This window comes from Spirosoma rhododendri (genome assembly GCF_012849055.1).
Lineage (GTDB): Bacteria > Bacteroidota > Bacteroidia > Cytophagales > Spirosomataceae > Spirosoma > Spirosoma rhododendri.
In genome coordinates this window covers 1,580,759-1,603,100 of record NZ_CP051677.1, presented here as the reverse complement: position 1 = coordinate 1,603,100, position 22,342 = coordinate 1,580,759, and the positions used below count along the sequence as shown (strand labels likewise).

23 protein-coding genes are annotated in these 22,342 nt (G+C 53.6%); 19 read left to right on the top strand and 4 right to left on the bottom strand.

Annotated features, from left to right (window positions below; translation table 11 throughout):
• The first annotated feature begins 111 nt into the window (after window positions 1-111).
• Window positions 112-1,341 carry a 4-hydroxy-3-methylbut-2-enyl diphosphate reductase gene (locus HH216_RS06480; RefSeq protein ID WP_169550048.1) on the top strand — a complete coding sequence of 410 codons (1,230 nt, stop codon included), beginning with the start codon at window positions 112-114 and terminating at the stop codon, window positions 1,339-1,341.
• On the opposite strand, the gene HH216_RS06475 is transcribed toward HH216_RS06480, so the two are convergent.
• Window positions 1,331-3,028, bottom strand: coding sequence for a glycoside hydrolase family 10 protein (locus HH216_RS06475; protein ID WP_169550047.1), 1,698 nt, complete (start codon window positions 3,026-3,028; stop codon window positions 1,331-1,333). The two genes, HH216_RS06480 and HH216_RS06475, sit on opposite strands and share 11 nt — an antisense overlap.
• Before the next feature lie 54 nt (window positions 3,029-3,082).
• Window positions 3,083-3,235: a DUF2256 domain-containing protein gene (locus tag HH216_RS06470; protein WP_408641787.1), complete on the bottom strand. Its 153-nt coding sequence runs from the start codon at window positions 3,233-3,235 to the stop codon at window positions 3,083-3,085.
• A gap of 133 nt (window positions 3,236-3,368) precedes the next feature.
• On the opposite strand from HH216_RS06470, the gene HH216_RS06465 reads away from it, so the two are divergent.
• Both HH216_RS06465 and HH216_RS06460 read left to right on the top strand, forming a co-directional pair.
• Complete coding sequence (locus HH216_RS06465) at window positions 3,369-3,662, top strand: TIGR03643 family protein (RefSeq protein ID WP_169550045.1); 294 nt, start codon at window positions 3,369-3,371, stop codon at window positions 3,660-3,662.
• A gap of 178 nt (window positions 3,663-3,840) precedes the next feature.
• Window positions 3,841-4,311, top strand: a complete 471-nt coding sequence (locus HH216_RS06460; RefSeq protein ID WP_169550044.1) for an Lrp/AsnC family transcriptional regulator — start codon at window positions 3,841-3,843, stop codon at window positions 4,309-4,311.
• A 73-nt stretch (window positions 4,312-4,384) separates the two neighbouring features.
• On the opposite strand, the gene HH216_RS06455 is transcribed toward HH216_RS06460, so the two are convergent.
• On the bottom strand, window positions 4,385-5,617 hold the full coding sequence (locus tag HH216_RS06455; RefSeq protein ID WP_169550043.1) for a tetratricopeptide repeat protein: 1,233 nt from the start codon (window positions 5,615-5,617) through the stop codon (window positions 4,385-4,387).
• Window positions 5,618-5,729: 112 nt separating this feature from the next.
• Between HH216_RS06455 and hpt the strand changes: the two genes are divergently transcribed.
• The gene (gene hpt, locus HH216_RS06450) at window positions 5,730-6,257 is read left to right on the top strand and encodes a hypoxanthine phosphoribosyltransferase (protein WP_169550042.1); all 528 of its coding nucleotides are present in this window, start codon (window positions 5,730-5,732) and stop codon (window positions 6,255-6,257) included.
• Window positions 6,258-6,260: 3 nt separating this feature from the next.
• Here hpt and HH216_RS06445 read toward each other — a convergent pair whose 3' ends face one another.
• Window positions 6,261-7,484: an NADH-quinone oxidoreductase subunit D gene (locus HH216_RS06445; protein WP_169550041.1), complete on the bottom strand. Its 1,224-nt coding sequence runs from the start codon at window positions 7,482-7,484 to the stop codon at window positions 6,261-6,263.
• 154 nt (window positions 7,485-7,638) lie between these two features.
• Here HH216_RS06445 and rpmG point away from each other — a divergent pair, with 154 nt between their 5' ends.
• From rpmG to carB, 15 genes are all read left to right on the top strand, one after another.
• A complete protein-coding gene (gene rpmG, locus HH216_RS06440) occupies window positions 7,639-7,824 on the top strand; it encodes a 50S ribosomal protein L33 (RefSeq protein WP_012929817.1) in 186 nt (61 codons plus the stop codon).
• A 79-nt stretch (window positions 7,825-7,903) separates the two neighbouring features.
• Complete coding sequence (locus HH216_RS06435; RefSeq protein ID WP_169550040.1) at window positions 7,904-8,059, top strand: DUF4295 domain-containing protein; 156 nt, start codon at window positions 7,904-7,906, stop codon at window positions 8,057-8,059.
• Between the two features lie 165 nt (window positions 8,060-8,224).
• Window positions 8,225-9,199, top strand: coding sequence for a signal recognition particle-docking protein FtsY (gene ftsY, locus HH216_RS06430; protein WP_169550039.1), 975 nt, complete (start codon window positions 8,225-8,227; stop codon window positions 9,197-9,199).
• Window positions 9,196-9,540 (top strand): nucleotidyltransferase domain-containing protein, encoded by a 345-nt coding sequence (locus HH216_RS06425; protein WP_169550038.1) that lies wholly within the window; start codon window positions 9,196-9,198, stop codon window positions 9,538-9,540. The genes ftsY and HH216_RS06425 overlap by 4 nt, the downstream gene beginning before the upstream one ends.
• Before the next feature lie 87 nt (window positions 9,541-9,627).
• Window positions 9,628-10,167, top strand: a complete 540-nt coding sequence (locus tag HH216_RS06420) for a hypothetical protein (RefSeq protein WP_254448710.1) — start codon at window positions 9,628-9,630, stop codon at window positions 10,165-10,167.
• A 92-nt stretch (window positions 10,168-10,259) separates the two neighbouring features.
• Window positions 10,260-11,570, top strand: coding sequence for a 30S ribosomal protein S12 methylthiotransferase RimO (gene rimO / locus HH216_RS06415; RefSeq protein ID WP_169550037.1), 1,311 nt, complete (start codon window positions 10,260-10,262; stop codon window positions 11,568-11,570).
• Window positions 11,571-11,594: 24 nt separating this feature from the next.
• Complete coding sequence (locus HH216_RS06410; RefSeq protein WP_169550036.1) at window positions 11,595-12,038, top strand: hypothetical protein; 444 nt, start codon at window positions 11,595-11,597, stop codon at window positions 12,036-12,038.
• Complete coding sequence (locus HH216_RS06405; protein ID WP_169550035.1) at window positions 12,017-12,334, top strand: hypothetical protein; 318 nt, start codon at window positions 12,017-12,019, stop codon at window positions 12,332-12,334. Before HH216_RS06410 ends, HH216_RS06405 begins: the two co-directional genes overlap by 22 nt.
• Before the next feature lie 97 nt (window positions 12,335-12,431).
• The gene (gene bshC / locus HH216_RS06400; protein WP_169550034.1) at window positions 12,432-13,982 is read left to right on the top strand and encodes a bacillithiol biosynthesis cysteine-adding enzyme BshC; all 1,551 of its coding nucleotides are present in this window, start codon (window positions 12,432-12,434) and stop codon (window positions 13,980-13,982) included.
• On the top strand, window positions 13,979-14,560 hold the full coding sequence (locus tag HH216_RS06395) for a 5-formyltetrahydrofolate cyclo-ligase (protein ID WP_169550033.1): 582 nt from the start codon (window positions 13,979-13,981) through the stop codon (window positions 14,558-14,560). The genes bshC and HH216_RS06395 overlap by 4 nt, the downstream gene beginning before the upstream one ends.
• 141 nt (window positions 14,561-14,701) lie before the next feature.
• The gene (locus tag HH216_RS06390; RefSeq protein WP_169550032.1) at window positions 14,702-15,343 is read left to right on the top strand and encodes a porin family protein; all 642 of its coding nucleotides are present in this window, start codon (window positions 14,702-14,704) and stop codon (window positions 15,341-15,343) included.
• A gap of 163 nt (window positions 15,344-15,506) precedes the next feature.
• Window positions 15,507-16,520: an aspartate-semialdehyde dehydrogenase gene (locus HH216_RS06385; protein WP_169550031.1), complete on the top strand. Its 1,014-nt coding sequence runs from the start codon at window positions 15,507-15,509 to the stop codon at window positions 16,518-16,520.
• 95 nt (window positions 16,521-16,615) lie between these two features.
• Complete coding sequence (locus tag HH216_RS06380) at window positions 16,616-17,392, top strand: ABC transporter ATP-binding protein (protein WP_169550030.1); 777 nt, start codon at window positions 16,616-16,618, stop codon at window positions 17,390-17,392.
• Window positions 17,393-17,398: 6 nt separating this feature from the next.
• Window positions 17,399-19,063, top strand: coding sequence for an ABC-2 family transporter permease (locus HH216_RS06375; protein WP_169550029.1), 1,665 nt, complete (start codon window positions 17,399-17,401; stop codon window positions 19,061-19,063).
• 402 nt (window positions 19,064-19,465) lie between these two features.
• Window positions 19,466-22,342 (top strand): carbamoyl-phosphate synthase large subunit, encoded by a 2,877-nt coding sequence (gene carB, locus HH216_RS06370; RefSeq protein ID WP_169550028.1) that lies wholly within the window; start codon window positions 19,466-19,468, stop codon window positions 22,340-22,342.

Genomic DNA, 22,342 nt, shown 5'->3' with positions numbered 1-22,342 from the left:
ACGGTAGCAGAGAGTGTGCCTGAGAACGAAGCCCCCCGGCCAATTGTTAACAAAGCAACCGGATGTAGTTTTGCAGGACGCATTACCACCGGGCCGTTTAGCCGCCGAATCATGAAATCGTTCGACATTCCTGACTATTACCGCAGCCACGTCATTTCACCAATCAAAGAGTTTCGACGGAAGCGCGACAAACTCAAGCGAGATTTTACCCCCACGGTGCTTGATTTCGGCCCCGTTCGGTTTTTGGTAGCCCGGCATTTTGGTTTCTGCTATGGCGTCGAAAACGCCATCGAGATTGCCTACAAAGCCATTGCGGAGAATGCAGGTAAACGTATTTATCTGCTCAGCGAGATGATTCACAACCCCGACGTAAACGCTGATTTACAGGCGAGGGGTGTGCAGTTTCTCATGGATACGGCCGGTCGGCAACTTATCCCGTGGTCGGATCTGACGGCCGACGATGTAGTTATCATCCCGGCATTCGGTACAACCCTCGAAACCCAACAGCAACTTGCCGCGATTGGTCTCGACGTGGCCCGCTACGATACGACCTGCCCATTTGTGGAAAAGGTATGGAATAAAGCCGGGCAGATTGGCCAGAAGGCCTATACGGTTGTGGTACACGGCAAGCCAACGCACGAAGAGACACGGGCGACGTTTTCGCACAGTAAGGAAGCCGCCCCTACGGTTGTGGTGAAAGATATGAAGCAGGCCAAACGGCTCGCTCAGTATATCACCCACGAGCTCCCGGCGGAGCAATTCTACAGCGAATTTGCCGACCAGTATTCCGCCGGTTTCGACCCCGACCGCGATTTGCAGCGCATTGGCGTTGTGAACCAGACGACTATGCTAGCGTCTGACACACAGGGCATTGCCGATTATTTGAAGCAGGTAATGATTGACCAGTATCAGCTGCAACCCGATCAGGTCGACATGCACTTCGCCAATACCCGCGACACGCTTTGCTACGCCACCAACGATAATCAGGACGCGACCTACGCGCTGCTGACTTACCCGGCCGATTTTGCGGTCGTGGCGGGTGGGTACAATTCGTCGAACACCGCCCACCTGGTCGAATTGTGCGCCGAGAAGTTGCCGACTTATTTTATCGAGTCAGACCAGAAGATTTTGTCGGCTGACCTGATTCGCCACTTCGATTTATCGACCAAAGCCGAGATTGTAACGGAGCAGTTCATTCCCAACCGTCGGCCTGTTACAATCCTGCTGACCTGCGGAGCCTCCTGCCCCGACGCGGTGGTGGAGGGCATTCTGCTGCGACTCGTCAGCTTTTTTCCCGACGCACAATCCATCGACACGGTCATGCAGGCGTTTAGTGCCTGATCTTTACAAATACCTCCCGGCTCTCGTTGTTCAACCGGTCAATCGACGTCACAACGTACACGTACTTTTTGTGCACGTCAGCCGCACGATCGACAAACTGCGTGCTGAGTTCGCCGTTACACCGACCGACAATGCAACGCGGGTCGTTCAGGCGAATACGCGGCCGGTGGCCTTCAAACCGATACACCAGATAGCCGTTTGCCTCGTCGCCGTCGAGCGCGGGAACGGGTTGCAGCCAGCGCAGTTCAACCCCGTCTGGTGTGTCGGCTGCGCGTAGGTCGCGCGGGGGCAGGGGTGGGATACTGTCGAGCCAGGGCATGGCGGGGACCAGCGCTGTGTACCGGTAGAAATTCTGCTGCAACGAATCACGGAACGCCATGGGATTGAGCGTAATGTTTTTCGCGCTGAACAACACGCTGCCCTTCACGCCCGGAGCCAGCCGGTTATGACGGATCTGGTCGGGGAATTCCGTTAGTTTACCCCAGCCCGGATCACGCTCGGAACCCCGCCCGACCCGGTAGATAGCCTGCCCAACGTACAAATGGCAGGTTGGACGCAGGTTGCGCGTCCACCAGTCGACCAGCGTTCTATAGGGTGCGCGACCAAATTCGGTGCTGAAGTACACCTGAGGCACAATATAGTCCATCAGCCCCTCCCGAATCCATTGCCGGGTATCGGCGTAGTTGTCATAGTAAGACTGCCCACCATTCGTCTCGGAGCCTTCGACATCGTTGCGTTTGTTTTTCCAGATGCCAAACGGACTGATACCAAACTTTACCCACGGCTTGTTGGCCCGGATCGAGTCGCGCAATTCCCGGATGAGCCGGGTTACGTTGTCGCGTCGCCAGTCCTCTTTTTTCATGCCGTTGTAGTTCGCCAGATACGTGCTATCGTCGCGCAGTACCTGACCGGGTTCGGCGTATGGGTAGAAGTAATCGTCGAAGTGAATCCCATCGACATCGTACTCCCGCACGACGTTGGCCACAATACCAGCGATGTAGGAGCGAACGGCGGGCAGGCCCAGATTAAACAGCTTACGGCCACCATAACTCAGTAGCCATTCGGGGTGCCGATACATAATGTTACTGGTCGCGACGCTGGAGTTTCTGCTGAACGTTACCCGGTCGAGATTGAACCACGCGTGGAACTCCAGTCCGCGCTGATGGGCTTCCTCGATCATAAACTCCATCGGGTCGTAGAACGGCTCCGGCGCTAACCCCTGCTGACCGGTCAGCCATTCCGACCACGGCTCGGAACCCCGCGCATAGAACGCATCGGCAGCCGACCGAATCTGCACGATAACCGCATTCAGCCCCATTTGCTGATGGGCGTTGAACATCGAAACAATCTCACGCTGCTGATCGGCAACGGGCAATCCTTTGCGGCTGGGCCAGTCGATATTGTCGATGGTTGCAATCCAGACGGCCCGAAACTCCCGCTTTGGTGGAGCCGACGCGTCGGCGTCGGCCAGCTCATACGCCACCGTATCGATCGGTGCGGGCGTACCCATGGCAGGTTTGGTCGGGGTCGGCCTAGGAGTAGGTGCTTTGGCAGGCAGCGGTTTAGCTGCTACGGGCTTCGTGGCAGGCCGGGGGGCGGGTTTGCGCACAACCACTGGCTGCGGTCGGCGGCAGCTAATACCAATCAGGAACAGGAAAAGAAAGCTAACGAGAGCGGTAACGCGCATTGGCAGGACAAGTTATCTGCCAAAAATAACGACCACCAGCCGGACAGGCATGCTTTAGTCGATCGATTTTTGCCGCTTACTGGCCGAACGGCAGGCATCGCTGCAATAGACGACACTGTCCCAGTCACGTTCCCATTTTTTTCGCCATGCAAACGGCCGATTGCATACCGGGCAAATTTTCGTCGGCAACTCCGACTTCTTCCGCATCTTCATGGATAAAAAACAGTTCGTTTTACGGATTGGTTTATGGTGGCAGCACCGACCAAGCCGCGTAATCCACGTATTGATTCCGTTGCCTAACTTATTGACACGGTACCGACCATTCTTACGTTAGCCCCCCATGAAACAAGCAGAACTACCAGCAGACCTGGCCGATACCGATATCGATCGAATTATTGAAATGGCCTGGGAAGATCGTACCCCGTTCGATGCTATAGAAAGTCAGTTTGGCTTGTCGGAGCAGGCGGTGATCGAGCTGATGCGCCGGGAATTGAAGCCCGCATCGTGGCGTCGGTGGCGGGCCCGTGTGCAGGGGCGGTCAACCAAGCACGCGGCCCTGTCGGCCGTTGACGATGCCCGCTTCAAATCGAATCAGCAACGGACCGTGACACTCAATAAGATAGCCAAACGATAAGCAGCGCATTTGGCATCCCCTAATTTTCCGTTAGTTTTGCCGCGTCAATTGTATGAATAGGCAACGTATATTCCGCCTTTTGCAGTAAACCAATAATTTTTAGACCTTTTTCTTCTAAAAAACTGGCTACCTTGCACATCCTTTTTAGACAATACCTTTCATAGATAACGCTTCGTTTATGTCGAGCCAAAAGTTAGATCATATAGATCGTAACGTTCTTGAGATCTTACAATCCAACGCAAAAATTACAAACGCCCAGCTTTCCAAAGAAATCGGCCTGTCGCCTGCCCCTACGCTGGAGCGCGTCAAAAAGCTTGAAACGTCGGGCATTATCCAAAGCTACCACGCCCAGCTAAACCGGGATAAAGTCAGTCTGGGCGTAACTACGTTCGTTATGGTGACGCTGGTCGGTCACAAAAAAGACACGACCATGTCGTTTGTCGACCAGGTCAACAAGATTCCCGAGATTATCGAGTGCCACCACATTACCGGCTCAGGCGATTTCCTGCTGAAAGTCGTGTCGAAAGATATTTCGACGTATCAGGCCCTGATGCTTGATGTCATCAACGAAATCAATGAAGTCGCCAGCACGCAAACGATGGTGATCATGTCGACATTCAAAGAAAGCAAAGTACTGCCTATCCCCTGATAAGCCGGGTATAAGCCCAAAAAGGCCGCAGGATTCCGATTGGATCCTGCGGCCTTTTTGTATAGCTGCTGGGTTAGTCCCGCCGTTTTCGCCGTTCTTCCCGCCGAATCTTCTTCCACTCGTCGAGCGACTTTTTCGCTTCCTTGTACTGACTGGATTTGCGTTCTGCCTTATCCGTCACCTCGTTGAAATAAGCCTGCGCCTGATCATACTGTTTCTCCTGCATGGCAATCTTACCCAGCGCCAGCACCGACGACCAGTAGTAGCCCGCATTGGTTGAATTCGACTGCTTCGCAAAATCAATCGACTTTTGGTAGTACTCCTTCGCCAGCGCGTTGTTCTTGTAGAAGTGCTGGTTGATGTAAGCAACGATGTAAGCCGCCGTCCGACCGCTCACAGCTTCGTAGCCCGACTGCGACCGACTGATTTTATCCAGAATATCTTTCGACAGTCGCTCAGCCTCCGCAATCTTGCCAACAACAAATGCCGACCGGGCATAGTACCGCTCGAAGAACGGGTTGTCGGGATACTGCTCGGTCATATACTTGGCCATCTCGTACGCTTTTTCGTACTGATTTTCCATGCTGTAGATCTGAAGCAGGAAATAGCGCGCTTCGACCCGCGTATAAAACGCTGAGTTGGCCGTTTTTTCAAGTTCCTTGATACCCTGCTGCTTGTTTCCTTTCGGAAAGAACATCAGGATTGGCTTCAGCAACGGGTAATTTTCCGGAATCCACTGGGCGTAGTAGTTGTACATCCCGTCGCCGAAGAGCAATTCAGGACTGAAATCCGCATTGCCCTTACACTGCTGGAAATATTTCAGCGCATTCTTACCGGCAAAAGTCGCCTTTGTCCACTTCTTCCGCTCGGAATACAACCGACCTTTAAACGCGTAAGCAGCCGCCAGAAAAAACGCTGGTTCCAGCTTGTTTTCGCTGTTGTCGTACAGTTTTTCGGCCAGTGCAATGGTCGAGTCCATGTACATGATACACTTATCGTCGTAGTCGGTAACATCGGTGTTCGGCACGATCTTCCACCACTCCGCCAGCCCCAGCAGGAAGTATGGCATCGGGTGTTTCGGGTAGCGCAGCCGCAACCACCGAAACTCCTTATCGGCATCGTAGAACTTGTAATTGTACATCTGGTTGATAGCCTCCGCCGATTCAATCTGAACGCCGGGGTGCTTCAGCAGACCATCGTATTTTTTATCGAACGCCGACGGATCATACAGCTGGGCTTTTGCCATGAATGCCAGTCCCAGCAGCCACGCCGTCAGCAGCCATTTTTTTGTCAGTTGGGGTGTCATACCTGTATCAACGTAATCAGCTGAAAGTCCGTTTGCCTGACCCGTTTTTTTGCATTTTTTTGTCGGCTACCCGCCCCCGCCGTATCTTTGATCTTCGCCGACACCTCATTTCATGACTATCAACGATAAAACGTTCGTGCCGTTTATTGCCGCTGATGCCATTCAGCAGCGTATTGTCGAACTGGCCGGGCAAATCAACCAGACCTACGCAGACAAAACGCCATTGATCGTCGTAGTTCTGAACGGGGCATTTCTGTTTGCCGCTGATCTGATGAAGCGTCTGACGATTCCCTGCGAAATCACGTTCATCCGGGTCGCTTCGTACACGGGCACGCAGACCACCGGACAGCTGAAAGAAATTCTGGGGTTGACCGATCAGATTGAAGGGCGTGACCTGATCGTGATCGAAGATATTGTCGATACGGGCCTGACCATCTGCGACGTCTGCGAGCAGTTAAAGGCTAAAAATCCGGCGTCGCTGGCGATTGCTACGCTGCTGTTCAAGCCTAAAGCCCTGAAAAAGCCGGTCGAACTACAGTACGTCGGTTTTGAAATCGAGAACCAGTTTGTGCTCGGCTACGGTCTCGATTACGACGGCCTGGGCCGCAACACCGACGAAATTATGGTGCTGGCGTCTTAAGAGCTACCGGTCGACTTCACCCATAACCAGATCGATCGAGCCAATAATCGCAACTAGGTCAGCCAACATAGCTCCCTTACTGATTTCACCGATAACCGACAGGTTGTGAAAACAGCAGGAGCGACACCGGCAGCGAACCGGTACGTCTGACTTACCATCGGTGCGGAAGAAGAAGCCCAGTTCGCCTTTTGCACTTTCGGCGCGGGCGTAAAAGTCCATTGCTTTCGGCCGGATTTTCTTGGGTATCACCGCCTGCGGGTCATAATCACGGGTCCGACGATGATCGCCCAGCAACTGGTCAAGACACTGGTCTACGATACGCAGCGATTCGTGGCACTCCCGCACCCGCACCTGATTGCGATCCCAGCAATCACCGACGGTACCCATCGTTCCCTCGCCAATTGGAATGTCGAACTCCAGTTCCGGATAAACCGAATAACCATCTACCCGACGCAGGTCATAGCGTAGTCCGGAGCCTCGCAATACGGGCCCGGTACAACCGTAATTGATGGCGACAGGAAGCGGCAACACGCCAACGTTGGCTGTTCGCTTCACAAAAATTTCGTTTTCTATAACCAGTTGCCGCAACTCGGTCAGCTTGGGCCGGAGGTAAGCGACAAACTCGCGGCACCGTTCCTCGAAGCCTACCGGCAAATCGTAGAACAGTCCGCCGACCCAGATATAATTGTACAGCATCCGGGCACCGTTCAGCCATTCCATCAGCCGCAGAATATGCTCCCGGTCACGCATCAGCCACAGAAAAGGCGTATAGGCACCAATGTCGAGCGCGTAGGTACCAATAGCGACGAAATGAGCGGCAATGCGGTTTAGCTCCGCGACCAGCACCCGGATGTACTCGGTTCGTTTAGGTATATCGTTCTGAATGCCCAGCATCCGCTCGACCCCCATCACGAAGGCATGTTCGCAGTTCATAGCCGCCAGGTAATCGAGCCGGTCGACAAACGGGATGGTCTGGTTAAACGGCAGCGACTCGGCATGCTTCTCAAAGCAGCGATGCAGGTACCCTACGTGCGGCACCACATCCACGATAATTTCACCGTCGGTGACGACCTCCAGTTTTAATACACCATGAGTCGATGGGTGCTGCGGCCCCATGCTAAGAATCATCTCACCATCGCCGAGTGTATCGGGCTGGTGCAGATTGGGTTCCGACGCCCGGAAATGGCCAGGGGCGTATTCATATTGGATGATACGAGACGTTGTCACGGTGTAAAGGTCGGTAGTAGCCAGAGTAAATCAATAGATTTATGGCTTTGCGGGAGCTAACCGCTTACAAATCATCTATTTTATTCAGGATATAGATTGTCGTAGTCAATATTTTTTGTACCTTTGCGCTCCTTACGAGAAAACAGACACGACAATGGCAAAAAAAGGCGCCAATAGAATCCAGGTTATTCTGGAATGCACCGAGCAGAAAGACAGCGGTGTTCCCGGCATGTCCCGGTACATCACCACGAAGAACCGGAAGAACACGCCGGCTCGTATCGAACGGAAGAAGTACAATCCGTTCCTGAAGAAAGTTACGCTTCATAAAGAAATTAAATAATCTTCAGGTTTGTTGGATAACAGGGGCGGTTTAAGGCCGCGTACCCGGTACCGAACAACCGCGTAAACCAGATACTGTCATGGCAAAAAAGGTAGTTGCAACCCTGAAGACGAAAGACAACGGTAAGTCGTTCGCTAAAATCATCAAAGCTGTTAAGTCGCCCAAGACGGGTGCTTACACCTTTAAGGAAGAAATGGTACCAGTCGACGAAGTTCAGTCGGCTCTGAAAGCGTAATCTGGCTCACCAAGGCCGGACACGGAGACGTCCCACCTGCCCCTTGCGGCCCGGTGGGACGTTTTTTATTATAGCTTTGTTTACCATCGTCGGTTAAGCTCCCTACCTGTTTGGGCATCGCCAACCGACATCACACATTCACGCAACTAACTACGCCCATTCACGATGGCTTTATTTGGGTTTTTTTCGAAGGAAAAAAAGGAAACGCTCGACAAGGGACTGGAAAAGTCGAAAGACAGTTTCTTCTCTAAACTGGGCCGTGCCGTGGTCGGCAAGTCAACGGTTGACGAAGAGGTACTCGACGAAGTTGAAAACGTGCTGATCTCCTCGGACGTGGGCGTTGAAACGACGGTCAAAATCATTAAGCGTGTCGAAGAGCGCGTGGCCCGCGACAAGTACATGGGCACCGACGAGCTGGACCGGATTCTGCGGGAAGAAATCGCGGGGCTGTTGTCAGACACGAACACCGCCGATACCGCCAGCCGTACGACGGACCGTGACGACTTTGCCCTGCCCGCTGGCAAAAAGCCGTACGTTATCATGGTCGTTGGTGTGAACGGCGTAGGCAAAACGACAACGATTGGTAAACTCGCGGCTCAGTTTCACAAGCGGGGTAAGCAGGTCGTGCTGGGTGCGGGCGATACATTCCGGGCCGCGGCCGTCGATCAGCTCAAACTTTGGGGCGATCGTGTTGGGGTGCCTGTGATCTCGCACGGCATGAACACCGACCCATCGGCAGTTGCTTACGATGCCGTTAAGAAAGCGACCGACATGAACGCCGACGTGGTTATCATCGACACTGCTGGTCGACTACACACGAAAGTCAACCTGATGAACGAGCTGACCAAAATCAAGCGGGTTATGCAGAAGGTAACGCCCGACGCGCCCGACGAAGTGCTGCTCGTACTCGACGGCTCGACCGGGCAGAACGCGTTTATTCAGGCCACTGAGTTTACGAAGGCTACTGAAGTAACGGCATTGGCAATTACCAAACTCGACGGAACGGCGAAGGGTGGGGTAGTAATCGGCATTTCGGATCAGTTCAAGATTCCGGTCAAATACATTGGCGTGGGCGAGAAAATTGATGATCTTCAAACATTCAACAAAATGGAGTTTGTCGATTCATTCTTCAAAAAATGAGCACGGTCTCAGGGGCCAATCTGGACGCCATTCACAGCAACGTGATTCGCGTCATGCAGGAACTGTACAGCGATCGGCTGGCCAAGATTCTGTTGTATGGCTCTTACGCCCGTGGCGACTATCACGATAAGTCAGACATCGATTATCTGGTGGTGCTCAACGACGATACTGTTTCGACTTTTACCGAAGTAAACAACATCGCGCCAGCCCTGTACAAAACTTTCGGCGATAACTCGATTGACATTTCAGCATTTGCCGTGTCAAACAAGCAGTTAGCAACGTCGGCCAAGCCGTTTTTCAAAGAAGTACGCAGAGACGCGCAGATAATCTATGAGCAGTGACGCGTTCGTTTATGACCCCTGCGAAGAATCGGGCTGCCGGTACTGTAATGGCAAACTATGAGTCAGACCCTTTCGTCGAAATAAACTATGCATACTCATTCCGCTCCTGCCTGTCGTAGCCGCTGGGCCTGCAATGCATCGGCCTGGCTTGTTTTAGTGGGTTTGCTGCTGGGCGTTGTCTATTCGGCGTCAGCCCAGAAACCGGTGCATCGGAAGGCTAAAACGCGTAAATCGGTGACGACGAAACAGGGTATTTGCGGCACCGTGACTGAAAAGCGCGGGAACCACATGCCTAGCCCCGACGACCCGCGCCCGGCTGGAGACGGGCAACCGGTAGTGCGGGAAGTCTTGATTTTTCCGCTGCTCAACGCCAGTCAGGTCGACATGGGTGAGAACGGGTTTATCAATTCCGTTCGGACAGCAAAGCCGGTGAAAACGGTGAAATCAGATAGTGCGGGCAAGTTCTGCGTCAGTCTGCCCGCCGGGCGCTATACCGTCGTTGTGCGTGAGCCGAAGGGGCTGTACGCCAACCTGTCCGACACACAGAACAATATTTTTCCGGTTACGGTGAAAGCCGGGCAAAACGCACCGGTCAGCGTCATCATTAGTCATAGTGCCGTATTTTAATTTCTTCGCCCGGTCGTGTGCACCGGCTCACGACCGAACTTTGCGGCTCATAATCAGCGTTACTTTTTTCTGACGCCTGAACATTCTCTGTTTTGAAAACCAAAGGAGTACGTACCAATAAAATTAATATCGTCACGCTCGGCTGCTCGAAGAATCTGGTCGATTCGGAGGTGCTGTTTACGCAGCTCAAGGGCAACGGCATGAACGTGACGCACGAGTCAAAGAAAGACGACGCCAACATCGTTGTTATCAACACCTGCGGCTTTATCGACAACGCGAAAGAAGAATCGATCAACACCATTCTACGCTATACCGACGCGAAAGAAGCCGGGATTGTCGATAAAGTGTACGTGACGGGCTGCCTGTCGCACCGCTACAAAGACGAGCTGGAAGTTGAGATGCCGACTGTCGATGCCTGGTTTGGCACGAACGAGTTGCCCCGGATGCTGAAAACGCTCCGCGCCGACTACAAGCACGAACTCGTTGGGGAGCGGCTACTGACGACACCGGCGCATTTTGCGTACCTGAAAATTGCGGAAGGCTGCGACCGGCCCTGTTCGTTTTGCGCCATTCCGCTGATGCGCGGGGGACACGTATCGCGTTCGATGGATGAACTGGTGACGGAAGCGAAATCACTGGCCCGACGAGGCACCAAAGAACTGATCCTGATCGCGCAGGACCTGACCTATTACGGGCTCGACATCTACAAAAAGCGCAACCTCGCCGACCTCATCAACCGGCTGGCCGACGTAGAGGGTATCGACTGGATTCGGTTGCAATACGCCTACCCGTCGGGCTTTCCGATGGATGTGCTCGACGTAATGCAGCAGCGCGATAACGTATGCAAGTACCTCGATATGCCTCTGCAAACCGGCTCGACCGAGATGCTGAAACTGATGCGCCGGGGCATAACCCGTGAGCGAACAGAAGAACTGGTCCGGTCGATTCGGGAACGAGTACCCGGCATCACGCTCCGCACAACGCTGATCGTGGGGCACCCCGGCGAAACCGACGCCCTGTTCGACGAAACCTACGAGTTCGTGGAGCGGATGCGATTCGACCGGCTGGGTGTGTTCACCTACTCACACGAAGATCAGACACACTCGTACAGTATGCCCGACGATGTACCTGACGACGTAAAGCAGGAACGCGCCGACGAGCTGATGGAGTTGCAACAGGGTATTTCGAGCGAGTTGAATCAGGAGAAGGTTGGGCAAACTTACAAAGTGCTGTTCGACCGGAAGGAAGGCGGCTACTTCATTGGCCGCACCGAAGCCGATTCGCCCGAAGTCGACAACGAGGTTCTCGTTCCGGCCCAACAGTACGTTCGTCTGGGCGATTTTGCCCACGTCAAGATTGACCGCGCCGAAGAGTTTGATCTGTATGGCACTGTCATTAACTGATGTGAATCAGGCTATCCACACCATATGAAGAGTATTGATGACATATTAGAGCTGGCTGACAAGCGACTGGCAGAGGCAGAATTTCTGGTTGACAAATTTCCGTCAGGAGCTTATTACCTAGCAGGTTACGCGGCAGAACTCACATTAAAAGCTCGTATCTGTAAATTGCTCGACTTTGATAATTTCTATTCCGTCAAACAACCTATCAAACGTGGCAGTGATGCGTTCTTCACCCACGAACTGACGCAGTTACTGACATTGTCAGGCCTACGCAAACGATTGGAAGACGAAATTGATCGGGAGAAAGGTGCTAATTCGGAGTTAGCCATTAATTGGCAACTGATATGCAACTGGAATGAGAGCCGACGATATGACCTTAGTATTGAAAAACCCGAAGCACTTGATTTGTTAAACGCATTGACCAACGACAAAACCGGATTTTTACCATGGATACGAAAAAACTGGTAGAGCGGGTTACGCAGACATTATGCTCTGTGAATCAAGAAGGCAGGAAGTACGAAACAGCTTGGCTAAGCTTCGAGGATGATCTAACCGGGCGAGAGCGTTATGTGCTGAACATCAAGGCAGATTACACTGTGAATTCGTACTATGAGGAGACCCGTTCGCTCACAGAGTTACTTTGGCGAGAGTTAGATAGTGAAAGTTTACGCATGATTGCTCGTATTGCGGTGTACGACTCTCATAACGATATTCATTCCTGGAGCGAAGACATTGTACTGTTTAAATCGCCAGCCGTGTGTTAAGGACGGCAAGCAGCTACAACTTGCAACCCCGAACCCGCAAGTCTCCGAACCTTGCGGGTTTTTCGTTTGTTGGCTTGGGGTAAACCGCTATTTCTGCATGGACTGTCAGTACCTGCCCCTTACCGCAACGGGCCAGCTTTCGTCGCTTTTTCTCGATTACATCGCTCAGAAAGACAGTCTAGCTCCCTTTTACAACCACTTCCCCACGCCTGACGCTTTCCGGCATCAGATCGCCGAAAAGACGTTTGACGAGCAAAAACGGCAGACGCTGGTCGATGCGCTGGAGCGGCAGTACGCAGGCATTGCCAACAAGCCTGACTTTTCGGTACTCCGGCAACCCAACACGTTTACTGTCACGACGGGCCACCAACTGAACATCTTCACCGGGCCGCTGTACATCGTCTATAAACTCGTTACGACGATTAATCTGGCCCGGAAGCTGGCGCAACAATACCCCGACTACCAGTTTGTGCCGGTCTATTGGATGGCGACGGAAGACCACGACTTCCCCGAAATCAACCATTTTTCGCTGTTCGGCAACCAATACGCCTGGCAGACGGAGCAACGCGGGGCGGTGGGGCGTATGAACCCGCAGGAGCTGAAAACGCTGTTCGCGCAGATCCCCGAAAAGCTGCACCTATTCGAGAAAGCGTACCTCAACCACAACACGCTGGCCGATGCAGTGCGCTATTACGTCAACGAACTGTTCGGTGCCGAGGGGCTGATTTGTCTGGATGCCGACGATGCCGCGCTGAAGCGGAAATTTCTGCCCGTCATGCGCGACGATCTGCTCAATCAAACGGCCGGTGGGCTGGTTGAGAAGCAGACCGAGAAACTCGAAGTACTTGGCTATAAAACGGTCATTACCGCCCGGAACATAAACCTGTTTTATCTGGACGATCAGCTACGGGAGCGCATCGAACGCGCCGACGACGGCACTTACCGCGTGTTACACACAAAGCTGCGTTTTTCGGAGGATGAGTTGCTGACGCTATTGAACGAGCACCCCGAACGGTTCAGCCCCAACGTCGTACTGCGCCCGCTGTATCAGGAAACGATTCTGCCGAACCTGGCTTATATCGGCGGCCCTTCAGAAGTGCCGTACTGGTTGCAGCTGAAGCCCGTTTTCGACAAGTACCAGACGGCCTTTCCGATGCTGATGCCACGCAGTTTCGCACTGTACGTGCCGAAAGTCAGTGCCCGGCGGGTGGCCAAACTCGGTTTGACGCCGGAGCAGTTGTTTCAGGACGATCTGGCCCTCAAGCGCGAATTTGTCGATCACCACACCCGGCATAGTCTGTCGTTCGACAATGAAAATAAAGCCGTCAATAAGGGGCTGGATGCGCTGTTGCACAAAGCCATGATGGTCGATCCGACGCTGGAAAAGGCAGTTCTGGCAGAAACGAAGCGATTTGCCAATGCCGTTGTGCGGCTGGAAAAGAAGATGCGCCGGGCGGAAGAGCGTAATCAGGACGTCGGGCTGCGGCAGTTGCAGGCGGTAAAAGCCGAGTTGTTTCCGAACGGCGGGTTGCAGGAGCGTTCCGAAAATTACCTGACGTTCGCTTTGCGCGACGCGTCGTTCCTGAAAAAACTACTCGCCACATTCAACCCGTTCGACTACCGGATGCACATCTGCCTGGAAGCATGAGCCAGACCAAAGCCGAGTTACGGACGGAATTTCTGGCCAAACGCAAGGCTTTATCCGCCGACGAACTAACCCGGCGCAACGACCAGCTTACAGCTCATTTCATCGACTTTTTCACGGAGCAGTCACAAAGCCGCCCACTACGGCTGGTCCATACGTTTCTGCCCATCCGCCGACAAAACGAAGTCGACACCTGGCCAATCATCCGCTGGCTCTGGCAACGCGACGTAGACATTGCGATTTCTGTATCCAACATCACGACGAACCAACTGACCCACTACCCGCTGACGGCCGATACTCCACTGATCGAAAACAAGTGGGGCATCCCGGAGCCAATAAATACCGGCCTGACACCCGTAGAACCGTCTGCTATCGATTTAGTCCTTGTGCCGCTACTGGCCTTCGACCGGCATGGCCACCGCGTCGGCTATGGCAAAGGCTATTACGACCGTTTCCTCGCTGATTGCCGCCCCGACTGCTTAAAAGTCGGCCTTTCGCTGTTCGAGCCAGTCGAGCAAATAGCCGATGTAAACGAAACGGATGTGCCATTGGATGATTGTCTGGCACCAAATAATATGTAGCTGTCTTGTCTTTAATAGTAGAGATGCTTTTTGTTGCATCCAAAGCAAAGACAAGAGATGCCATACGTGATAATTTTCCGGAACGAACTTGTATCACCCTAGCTGATTATTTACTTTTCATGAAACAGCTCAGCGTATTTCATGAAAAAATTACTCTTTGGTATTCTTATCCTTGTCTTCGCGTCAACATTGTCGATAGCACAGATGCGTGTTGGTTTGGTTGGTGGTGGACAGTTGGCAAGCTTGCCTTACAAAACGCCTTACTATACCTTCGACGGCCCAAACACTCTCGCTTTTCACGCCGGCCTAACAGCTGATATCGCAGTAAGTCGTCACTGGTCAATCAGGCCACAGCTTCTTTATTCGGGGAAGGGAGGGCAGTATACATTAAACGGCAACCCGGAAATAGGACCCGTCGTTGAGCGGTCCCATAAGATCAATTACCTGGAAGTACCAGTCCAGCTCGCGTACAGTTTAAAAGCTGGCCCCGGTCGGGCCTTAGTTGGAGCAGGACCGTACATTGGTTATGCACTTAGCGGGAAGGATAATATTATTCTGGATGGTCAGGGAAGCCCAACAGATATTGAATTTGGCTCAGAAACGAATCAGACAAGACGGATCGATTATGGCCTTCGTGTGTCAACCGGTTATGATCTGACGTCGGGACTGGGACTTTCATTCTTTTACGCACGGGGGCTGGCTAATATTGAGAATAGTCGTTCTTATATAAGTAAAAACAAAGTATACGGCGTTTCTATGCACTTTTTGTTTGGTCGCAGGTAGCTAAAATCGTTGTCTTCGATAACGCTTATTTATGTTGTTCATCAAACTCCCTCTATCTCTATTCGCTTCGATAGTCATCTATTTTTTTACCATTTCTACCTAATTTTTGTCAAACTCTTACCGTACTTTTGCGACTCATTTTCAAATAAATATTGAATAAATTATGAAAATCGCAGTCGTGGGGGCTACCGGCCTGGTCGGTGGCGAAATCCTGAAGGTGCTGGCCGAGCGTAACTTCCCCGTGTCCGAACTGATTCCCGTCGCTTCCGAGCGGTCGGTGGGTAAACAGGTTGAGTTCAAGGGTAAACCGTACACGGTCGTCAGCTTCGAAGACGCCATTGCCGCCAAACCCGCTGTTGCGATCTTCTCGGCTGGTGGCAGCACCTCGCTCGAACTGGCCCCCCGCTTTGCCGAAGCCGGTATTTTCGTCGTCGACAATTCGTCGGCCTGGCGGATGGACCCGACCAAAAAACTGGTCGTGCCCGAAATCAACGCCGATACACTAACCGCCGACGATAAAATTATCGCCAACCCCAACTGCTCGACCATTCAGATGGTTGTGCCGCTGAAGCCGTTGCACGATCGCTACAAAATCAAGCGCATCGTGGTATCGACCTATCAGTCGGTGACGGGAACGGGCAAAGCGGCTGTCGATCAGTTATTTGCCGAGCGCAAAGGCGATCAGGACGCGAAAAAGGTGTATCCCCACCCCATCGACCTCAACGTGCTGCCCCACATCGACGTATTCCTCGACAACGGCTACACGAAGGAGGAAATGAAGATGGTCAACGAGACCAAAAAGATCATGGGCGACGACTCGATTCAGGTGACGGCCACGACGGTACGCATCCCGACGATCGGTGGTCACTCGGAGTCGGTGAACATCGAGTTTGAAAACGATTTCGATCTGGCTGAAGTCGTTGAACTGCTCAGCAATGCCGATGGCGTTATCGTACAGGACGATCCGAAGAACTACGTCTACCCAATGCCGCTGACGGCGCACGGTCGTGATGAAGTGTTTGTCGGTCGGATTCGGCGCGACGAAACGCAGCCCAACACGCTAAACATGTGGATCGTGGCCGATAACCTGCGCAAAGGGGCCGCTACCAATGCGGTTCAGATTGCCGAATACCTGATGAAGAACAAGCTGGTTGAAGCAGCCGAAGTAGTTGCCTAACCGCTTATCTAATACGGTTACCGAAAGTCCCGTCTGGCTTGCTGCCCGGCGGGACTTTTTTTGTACCTTTCCTTACACGCTTAGCTTATCCTATTGTGACAACCTCTCCCATTATTGAACTCCGCAATCTTGTCAAATCATACGGCGGGGCACCCGTGCTGAACGGCATCAATCTCAGCGTCGACGCGGGGCAGGTCGTCGGGTATATTGGTCCGAACGGGGCGGGTAAATCGACGACGCTGAAAATTCTGATCGGGATGCTGCCCGACTTCGCTGGTGACGCGACGGTGCTGGGCATGGACGTTCGCACAAACGCGCTCGACATCAAACGGCGCATTGGTTACGTCCCCGAAAATGCGGCCCTCTACGATTCACTGACGCCGATGGAGTACCTGCAATTCGTCGGGCAGCTGTACGAACTCGATCAGGAGCATATCGAACGGAAAGCCCTCGACCTGCTGCGCCTGTTTCAATTATCCGACAACGCCTACGCCCGCATGACGGCCTTCTCGAAAGGGATGCGGCAGAAGGTGCTGCTGATTTCGGGCCTGCTGCATAATCCCGACGTTATTTTTCTGGATGAACCCCTGTCGGGGCTGGACGCTAACGCTGTCGTACTGGTCAAAGAGATTATCCGGCAACTGGCAAACAGCGGCAAGACAATCTTCTACAGTTCGCACATCATGGACGTGGTCGAGAAGATTTCGGACCGGATCATCATCATCAACAAAGGCCAAATTATTGCCGACGGGACGTTTGCCGAATTGCAGCACCAACGCCCGGAATCGCTGGAGCAACTGTTCGCGCAGATGACCGGCAGCGATAGTCAGACCGACGTAGCCGGGGAATTTATCAATACGCTGACCAACTAACCGGCTATGACACCGCTCATTTTGTCGATTCTCGACCGGCTGCAAGGGCTGTTCCGGTGGCTGGGGGCCGATTATTCGCAGTTACGGGCCATCGTGCAGGTCAAGCTGATGATGGACAACCGACGCAACTACACGACGCTGGGCCGCTACGGGCAGCAGAAAAAAGACAGCGACCCGCCGAACAACACGTTCCTGAAGGTACTCGGCTTTTACGCCTTGTTCGGCACGTTACTATCGCTGCAACTGGCGTTCAAAGACCGCGAAAGCTTATTCTTTCCGCTGATTCTCCAGTTTGCTTACGTCATGATTCTGTGCGCCATGACGCTGATTTCCGACTTTTCGTCGATTATCCTAGACTCGTCCGACAATCAGATTATCCTGCCCCGACCCGTTAGCAGTCGCACCCTCTGGCTCGCGCGGATTACACACATTTCGGTCTATCTGTTCGCTATCGCGCTGGCAACGGGCATCGGCAGCATCCTTGTTCTGGGGTATCGGTTCGGGCCGGTCGCCGGGCTGTTGTTTTTGTTTCTTAGTCTGCTGTCGGCCATGCTGATGGTGTTCCTGACCAACCTGCTGTATCTGGGTCTAATGCGGTTTATCAGCGAAGACAAGCTGCGGGAGATCATCAACTACGTGCAGATCGTGATGGCGATTGCATTTTACGGCGGATACCAACTGATTCCGCGCCTGATAAACCGGTCCGACCTGAGCGACGCGCTGGACCGGCAATGGTGGCACTATCTGGTACCGCCGATGTGGATGGCCGGGGCGGTCGATAGTGTACTCCAGCGAACGTTCGACACCGATCACCTGCTACTCATCGCGCTGGCGATTCTGATGCCGGTGGGCGGTATCTGGGTGATGAGCCAGTTTATGACGGGTTCGTTTACTGAGAAATTGAGCAGCCTCGATCAGGACAGCAAATCCGCGCAACCCATCGCGGCTACGGTGGCACAACCCACCCGCCTGCTCGATCAACTGGCCGGGTGGTTCACCGGCTCGCTACTTGAACGGGCTGCATTTGCCTTTGCCTGGCGGATCATGGGCCGCGACCGCAAATTCAAGTTGAAAACTTACCCCCAGCTCGGCTTCGGCTTCGTGTACATCGTCTTTATGTCGGTGCGGGGCGGTGGGTTCAACAATAGCGAATTCTCCACCTTGTTTTCGCTCTACTTCGCGGGGCTGTACGGCATGGTCGCGCAGTATCAGCTATCGGCGTCCGATAGTTTCAAGGCGTCGTGGCTCTACGGTGCCGCCCCCATCCGGCAACCGGGCGACATTCTGACGGGTGCGCTGAAAGCCATCATCGTCAAGCTGGTAACGCCTTTCTACCTGCTGGTGGCGGCTTATCTGCTTGGCAAAAACGGCTTCGATAAAGTAGATGATATAATGCTGGGTTACGCTAACACCATCGTGATGTTGCTGGCGTCGGCCCTGCTGTCGGACCGACGGATGCCATTTTCTGTTCCGGTCGACGCCGTCAACCAAAGCAACACGGGCCGCAGTCTGCTTACACTGGTAGTGTTGACGCTGGTCGGCGGGCTGCATTTCATCTTAACACTTATCCCCTACGGTGTTTGGGGAGGCATCGTGCTTGCCCTTCTCGTCGTCTGGCTCCTGATGCGACAGTATCAGCGCACCAACTGGAATCAGATCGCAATGGCTTGATTGCCTCCGACAGCATCCCTGCTGTCGGGCCGCGATAGCGGCTAACAACGAGTCTTCAGTGGTGTCAGGTCCCCGACCTGACACATTCCGGGCGAAGCTACTGGCTGACGCGAGCGTGTCAGGTCGGGGACCTGACACCACTGCAACTAATTCGCACCAACTTGGCCTACGGCTCGACATCGGACCGCCGAAGCGGCAGGGATGCTATCAGAGACAAGTTCAATGTTAACAATGACATTGATCGACGGGCTTTTCCGTTTGTATCCTTGCCTTTCCCCCCCGTACAATCTACTTTTGCAGGATTTTTAGTCACCCCTCAACGGGTTGGGAATCATCCGCCTGTTGAATGTGATCATTACCGGTGCAGCACTCGGCTGTGCCTTTTCGTTGTCCTGCTGAATAATGCCAAAAAACACCAACATCCGCTCGGTTCTGATTATTGGTTCGGGTCCAATCGTCATCGGTCAGGCCTGTGAGTTCGATTACGCCGGTTCGCAGGCCGCCCGGTCTATCCGCGACGAAGGCATCGAGGTGTCGCTTATCAACTCCAACCCAGCGACGATTATGACTGATCCGATCAACGCGGATTACGTCTACCTAAAGCCACTGGAGAAAAAATCGATTGTCGAGATTCTGGAGAAACACCGGGAAATGGGGCGGCCCATCGACGCGGTTCTGCCAACAATGGGCGGTCAGACAGCCCTCAACCTTGCCATCGACTGCGACAAAGCGGGTATCTGGACGAAGTACGACGTGAAAATTATCGGCGTCGACATCAAAGCCATCGAGACGACTGAAGACCGGGAGAAGTTCCGCCTGCTGATGCTTGAGCTTGGTGCCGGTGTCTGCAAAGGCCGCACGGCTCGCTCGTTTCTGGAAGGCAAAGAGATCGCGCAGGAAATTGGCTTCCCACTGGTTATCCGTCCGTCGTTCACGCTCGGCGGCACGGGTGGCGGTTTCGTCAACACCCCCGAAGAGTTCGACAAAGCCCTGACCAACGGCCTGCACGCATCGCCGGTACACGAAGTACTGGTCGAGCAGAGCGTGATGGGCTGGAAAGAATATGAGCTGGAGCTGCTGCGCGACAACAACGGCAACTTCGTGATTATCTGCTCCATCGAGAATTTCGACCCGATGGGTATTCACACCGGCGACTCGATCACGGTGGCCCCGGCCATGACCCTGCCCGATACGCTGTATCAGAAAATGCGGGATTTGTCCATCCGGGTTATGGCGGGCATCGGGCAGTTTGCGGGCGGCTGTAACATTCAGTTCTCCGTCAACCCGCAGACCGACGATATTATCGTTATCGAAGTAAACCCACGGGTAAGCCGCTCATCGGCACTGGCGTCGAAAGCAACGGGCTATCCTATCGCCAAGATTGCTGCGAAAATGGCCGTCGGCTACAACCTCGATGAACTGATGAACCCGATCACGGGCACGACATCGGCCTTCTTCGAGCCAGCGATCGACTACGTAATTGTAAAAGTACCGCGCTGGAACTTCGACAAATTCCCCGGTGCCGACCGGTCGCTGGGCCTGCAAATGAAGTCGGTGGGTGAAGCGATGGGTATTGGCCGGAACTTCCAGGAAGCGCTACAAAAAGCCTGTCAGTCGCTTGAAATCCGGCGCAACGGACTCGGTGCCGACGGTCGCGAACTGACCGACGTTGCCGCGCTGAAGCAAAGTCTGGCGCACCCAAGCTGGAACCGCCTGTTCCATATTTACGACGCCTTCAAAGCCGGGATGTCGTTCCGCACGATTCAGCAACTGACCCGAATCGACCCCTGGTTCCTGCATCAGATCGAAGAACTGATCCTGCTGGAGCGCGAAATGGAGAAGTACGACCTCGACGATCTGCCGCCCGAACTGCTGCGCACTGCCAAGCAGAAAGGCTACGCCGACCGGCAGCTTGCTCACCTCCTGCAAGTACGCGAGAGCAAAATTTACCAGTACCGGCAGCAGCACAACATTCGTCGGGTGTTCAAATGCGTCGATACCTGCGCGGCTGAGTTTGAAGCCCGCACGCCGTACTACTACTCGACGTTCAACAACCAGTTGCCCATTACGCAGGATCGCCCCGAACCCGTATCGGATCTGCCGGGTAACGAATCGGTGCGCTCGAACCGGAAGAAGATCGTCGTGTTGGGTTCGGGACCGAACCGCATCGGACAGGGTATTGAGTTCGACTACTCCTGTGTTCACGGCGTTCTGGCCGCCAAGGAAGCGGGCTACGAGACGATCATGATTAACTGTAACCCGGAAACCGTCTCGACCGACCCCGACATCGCCGACAAGCTGTATTTCGAGCCGGTATTCTGGGAGCACGTTCACGCCATCATCATGCACGAGCAGCCGGAAGGCGTTATCGTACAGTTGGGTGGACAGACCGCGCTGAAAATGGCCGAGAAACTGACCCGCTACGGCATCAAGATCATCGGTACAAGCTGGGAAGCGCTTGATCTGGCCGAAGACCGGGGCCTTTTCTCCGGTATGCTGCAAAAGCTCGACATTCCGTACCCAAAATTCGGCACAGTGCGCGAGTCGGAAGGCGCTATCGAACTGTCGCGCGAACTAGGTTTCCCGCTGCTGGTGCGGCCCAGCTACGTATTGGGTGGGCAGAACATGAAGATCGTCATCAACGAAAACGAGCTGGAGCAGCACGTGATGAAGATTTTGCAGGACATCCCCGACAACAACATCCTGCTCGACCACTTCCTCGAAAACGCCATCGAAGCTGAAGCCGATGCCATCTGCGACGGTGAAGATGTGTACATCATCGGCATCATGGAGCACATCGAACCGGCGGGTATCCACTCCGGCGACTCCTACGCCGTGCTACCCCCGTTCGACCTGAGCGAGAACGTCATTCAGCAAATCGAAGCGCACACGAAGAAGATTGCGGTGGCCCTGAAAACGGTCGGCCTGATCAACATTCAGTTCGCGATCAAAGACGAGGTGGTGTACATCATCGAAGCCAACCCCCGCGCCAGCCGGACCGTGCCGTTCATCTGCAAAGCCTACCAGGAACCGTATGTCAACTACGCAACGAAGGTGATGCTGGGCGACAAAAAGGTGAAGGATTTTGATTTTAAACCGACCAAGCGTGGTTACGCGATCAAGATTCCAGTATTCTCGTTCAGCAAATTCCCGAACGTCAATAAGGAACTTGGCCCCGAAATGAAATCAACTGGTGAGGGTATCTACTTTATTGATGATCTGACCGACGATTTCTTCCAGAAAGTTTACGCCGAACGGAACCTGTATTTGAGCCGGTAA